General features: G+C 58.4%; 4 protein-coding genes and 1 tRNA gene. 1 reads left to right on the forward strand and 4 read right to left on the reverse strand.

All coding sequences use genetic code 11. The features are described 5' to 3' along the window. Together AAAB16_RS19855 and AAAB16_RS19860 are read right to left on the reverse strand one after the other, a co-directional pair. A partial coding sequence (locus AAAB16_RS19855) for a hypothetical protein (RefSeq protein WP_340664878.1) occupies window positions 1-431 on the reverse strand: 431 nt, incomplete at its 3' end. A 111-nt stretch (window positions 432-542) separates the two neighbouring features. Then, window positions 543-743, reverse strand: coding sequence for a YjfB family protein (locus AAAB16_RS19860; RefSeq protein WP_340664879.1), 201 nt, complete (start codon window positions 741-743; stop codon window positions 543-545). A gap of 318 nt (window positions 744-1,061) precedes the next feature. On the opposite strand from AAAB16_RS19860, the gene AAAB16_RS19865 reads away from it, so the two are divergent. Then, the gene (locus AAAB16_RS19865) at window positions 1,062-3,038 is read left to right on the forward strand and encodes an acyltransferase family protein (protein ID WP_340664880.1); all 1,977 of its coding nucleotides are present in this window, start codon (window positions 1,062-1,064) and stop codon (window positions 3,036-3,038) included. 227 nt (window positions 3,039-3,265) lie between these two features. Here AAAB16_RS19865 and AAAB16_RS19870 read toward each other — a convergent pair. Both AAAB16_RS19870 and AAAB16_RS19875 read right to left on the reverse strand, forming a co-directional pair. Further along, a tRNA-Ile gene (locus tag AAAB16_RS19870) sits at window positions 3,266-3,342 on the reverse strand. Window positions 3,343-3,358: 16 nt separating this feature from the next. Next, a partial coding sequence (locus AAAB16_RS19875) for an EAL domain-containing protein (RefSeq protein ID WP_340664881.1) occupies window positions 3,359-3,765 on the reverse strand: 407 nt, incomplete at its 5' end.

Below are 3,765 nucleotides of genomic sequence, written 5' to 3' on the forward strand. Positions count from 1 at the left end.
ATACTGCCGCGCCATAAGAAACCCTCGGTTGCCGGAATCTGCCCACTTGGCGAGCTTAGCTTGGCGTCTTTTAGATGCAGGAACTGCGCAGGCGGCGGGGTTTCGCCGTCGGAAGTCGGCAAGCGCGACTTACCCAATTCGGCGTAGTGCGTGCGCAAACGATCGGCATCTTCCGGTGGCCAGGAGCTGGAAAACGACTCACCAAAGAGGCGGAAGTACTGCTCCACACTGATCAATACGCCGGTAATTACCCCGGCTGGTGTCGACAGGGTAATGCCCACCTGCAGCTCGGTTTCGTTGGTCAGACGCACCAGATCCTGCAAAAACCAGTCGGTAGTGCGACCGTGCCAGGTCAAGTCCTTCATCACCGGGTCGACCAGATCATCGGCCACTTGCTGATGCCAGCTTGGTTTTGCATGTTCCTGAGTCATCTTCGCTCCATGCTGCCGATGTGGGCAGATCAAAAATTGCGGGGTCTGGTTATGTACGGCTTGTTGTCTGCCCAGTGTAGGCAACGTCGGGCAGTACAAGCCACTTGTCTGTCAGACCATTACATCAATAGCGTTGCCCAGGTTCGGCGGATTGCTGCCCAGCGACGACATATCCGGAATCGCCTGAATCAGCGCCAGCGCGCTGTCGGACTGGATATCCAACGCCTTATTCAGGGTCAGGATCGATACGGTTGACGCGGTCTGCGCGGTTTTCGCATTCGACACAGCGGCTGCAATGTTGGAAAGCTCCATACGGACCTCCAGATTCATCCTTCATATAGGGTCGACTGGCCGTCAGGCGCTGAAGTTCAAATTTGCTGCGCCGGCCAGGCAGTGTTGAACCGGGTATATCGGCGCGCAGGAGGAGGGCAGGAGGGCCGTTGGTCCAAATTCGCCGATGCAGCGAGTACCTGGATACAACAGCAGCAGTGGTTTTTGTATGAAAAACCTTACAATGGCGCCGCCTCCCACCTCTCGATGGCGGGCTGGCCTGGTTAACCTCAACCCTACTCAGTTTTCCCGCTGGAGCGCGTTCTGCCGTTTCCGCTGTGTTGTTTTGGAATAGTTTCGATGTCTCAAGCTTCAGAAGGTTTTCGCCGCGATATTAACGGCTTGCGCGCCTGGGCCGTTGTTGCGGTAGTGCTTTATCACTTTGGCATCAACGGTATCGGTGGCGGCTTTATCGGCGTTGATGTGTTCTTTGTGATCTCCGGTTTTCTGATGACCACCATCATCGTGCGCGGCCTTGAGTCGGGAGGTTTCTCGCTCTGGTCGTTCTACCTGGCGCGTGCGCGGCGGATTCTTCCGGCATTGATGGTGGTGGTGCTGGCGCTGTTGGCGGTCGGCTGGTTTCTGTTACTGCCCGATGAATACGAGACGGCGGCAAAGCATGCCTACAAAAGCCTGCTGTTCCTTTCCAACCAGACGTATCTGAGCGAGGCCGGCTATTTCGACCAGGCCTCCCATGAGAAATGGTTGCTGCACACCTGGTCGTTGTCGGTGGAATGGCAGTTCTATGTGCTACAACCGTTGTTGCTGATGGCTCTGTGGAAATTCCTGCCCGGCCGTAGAAATGTCGCGATTGCCCTGAGCCTGCTGCTAGTCGCCTCGCTTGGCGTGTGCATCGTGCAAACCACCAGTAACGCCGCTGCTGCGTTTTACGGTTTGCCCACACGTGCTTGGGAACTGCTCGCGGGCGGTTTGGTGTATCTCGCCGCGCCCTATGTGCGCGTTGCGACACGCGGGCGCACAGCGCTGGAGTGCGCAGGCTTTGCCCTGATTATCGGCGCCGGTTTGTTGCTGGATGCACAGAGCCAGTGGCCAGGTTGGCGTGCGCTGGTTCCGGTGCTGGGCACTGCGCTGGTGCTGCTGGCCGCCAATCAAACGTCGTGGTTTACCGGTTCGCGTGTCGCCCAATGGCTGGGGGAGCGCTCCTACTCCATCTACCTTTGGCATTGGCCGCTGGTGGTGGCATTGGTTTATGTGCAGAAACTCACTGACCCGCTGTGGGTCGTCGGAGGTTTGCTGCTAACGCTGCTGCTGGGCGATCAGTCGTATCGCTGGGTGGAAGTGTTGGCCCGCCGCCGTGTCGCCCGCTTGCAACCGCGCTACGCCACGGCGCTTATCGTGGTAGCGGTGCTTGTCTGCATACTGCCGGCCCGCTTGATCCGCATGCACGACGGCTATCCCCAACGTGTACCCGAAGCGGTAGCAGTGGTCGCCGCAGAAAAACAAAACTACGACAAACGTCGTTCCACCTGCGAAAAAGCCGACGCCAGTTGCGTATACGGCGGCCCGAACATTGCCGCCATTATGCTCGGCGATAGCCACGCCGCTGCGCTGGTTACCGGCTTGGCTGCCGCGTTGCCGCATGCCGACCAAGGCGTGCTGCTGCGCGCCTCTTCAGGCTGCTACATCAGTTATTCCAAGACATTTGATGCCACCAAAGAAGACTGCAAAAAGCTCAACCGCAGTGCCCGCCAAAGCCTGGAAAACGAGTACCCCGGTGTGCCGGTGGTGCTGCTTACCCGCACCACGGGTAACCTCTTTGGCGGCGTGCCCGGCGAAGCCGACCCGGTCCTCAAACGCCCGGCGTTTTTGTTTGGCCAGCACTACGACAGCTTTACCCCCGAGTACCTGGCCGACGTGGAAAAAGACTACCTCGCCACCGCCTGCCAAATCGCCAAACACCACCCGCTTTACCTGGTAAGGCCGATTGCCGAAATGGGCCTCAACGTACCCGGCACCGTCGCCAGGGGCTTGATGTGGGGAAAGGAGCGGCCAATCGCTGTCTCGCTCTCTGACTACCGCCGCCGACACGCCTTTGTTTTGGCCATGCAAGACAAAGCCAAAGAACAATGCGGCGCGCGGATTCTCGACCCGCTGCCCCTGCTGTGCGACGGCGAAAAATGCTCCGGCACACGTAATGGCCAGCCCATTTACTTTGATGATGACCACCTGAGTGAGTCGGGCAATAAACTGCTGAGGCCGATGTTTGAGGCGGTGTTCCACGGCGGCAAAACCAATGGGTTGGTTGGCGTCCCATAACTAAGACCAGTCCTTGCGCTGATCTTTTTTGTGGCTGGCGGTTGCCGCCGCTTAAGCGCTCTGCGCCTGCATAAGTGGTGCCGCACGAATAATGCGCTTTGGGAGGGGAATTCTAAGCAGCGCTGCCGCTGTAGGTGTGGCTCCGGTATTCGGCCCACACAGACAGCGTCGGCGAAAAACGCATAGTGCAGACAAGAAAAAGCCGCGCATTTGCGCGGCTTTTTATTTGGTGGGCCCACACGGACTTGAACCGTGGACCAAAGGATTATGAGTCCTCTGCTCTAACCAACTGAGCTATAGGCCCTCAGAAGTGCGGCGGATTATACCGGTGCGGTTTGCTGTGTGCCAATTGCGTGGCGTGGGCTTAGGAAATTGCCTGCAAATTTGTCGGGGGTTACCGCACGGCTGAGGAGGAAGCCTTGGGTTTGTTCGCAGCCCTCGATGATGAGGAACCGTTCCTGTTCTAAGGTTTCGACGCCTTCGGCGATGATGGTCAGCTGCATGCTGCGGCCCAGGGCGATGATGGCGCGGGTGATGGCGGCGTCGTGGGGGTCTTCGGGGAGGCCGCGGACGAAGGATTGGTCGATTTTCAGGGTGTCGAGTGGCAGGCGTTTGAGGTAGCTGAGGGAGGAGTAGCCGGTGCCGAAGTCATCGATGGCCAGCAGAACGCCGAGTTTTTTCAGGTCGTGGAGGATCGCCAGGGCTTCTTCGGTCTGGTTCATGATGA

Source organism: Pseudomonas sp. (assembly GCF_037994325.1).
Taxonomy (GTDB): Bacteria; Pseudomonadota; Gammaproteobacteria; order Pseudomonadales; family Pseudomonadaceae; genus Aquipseudomonas.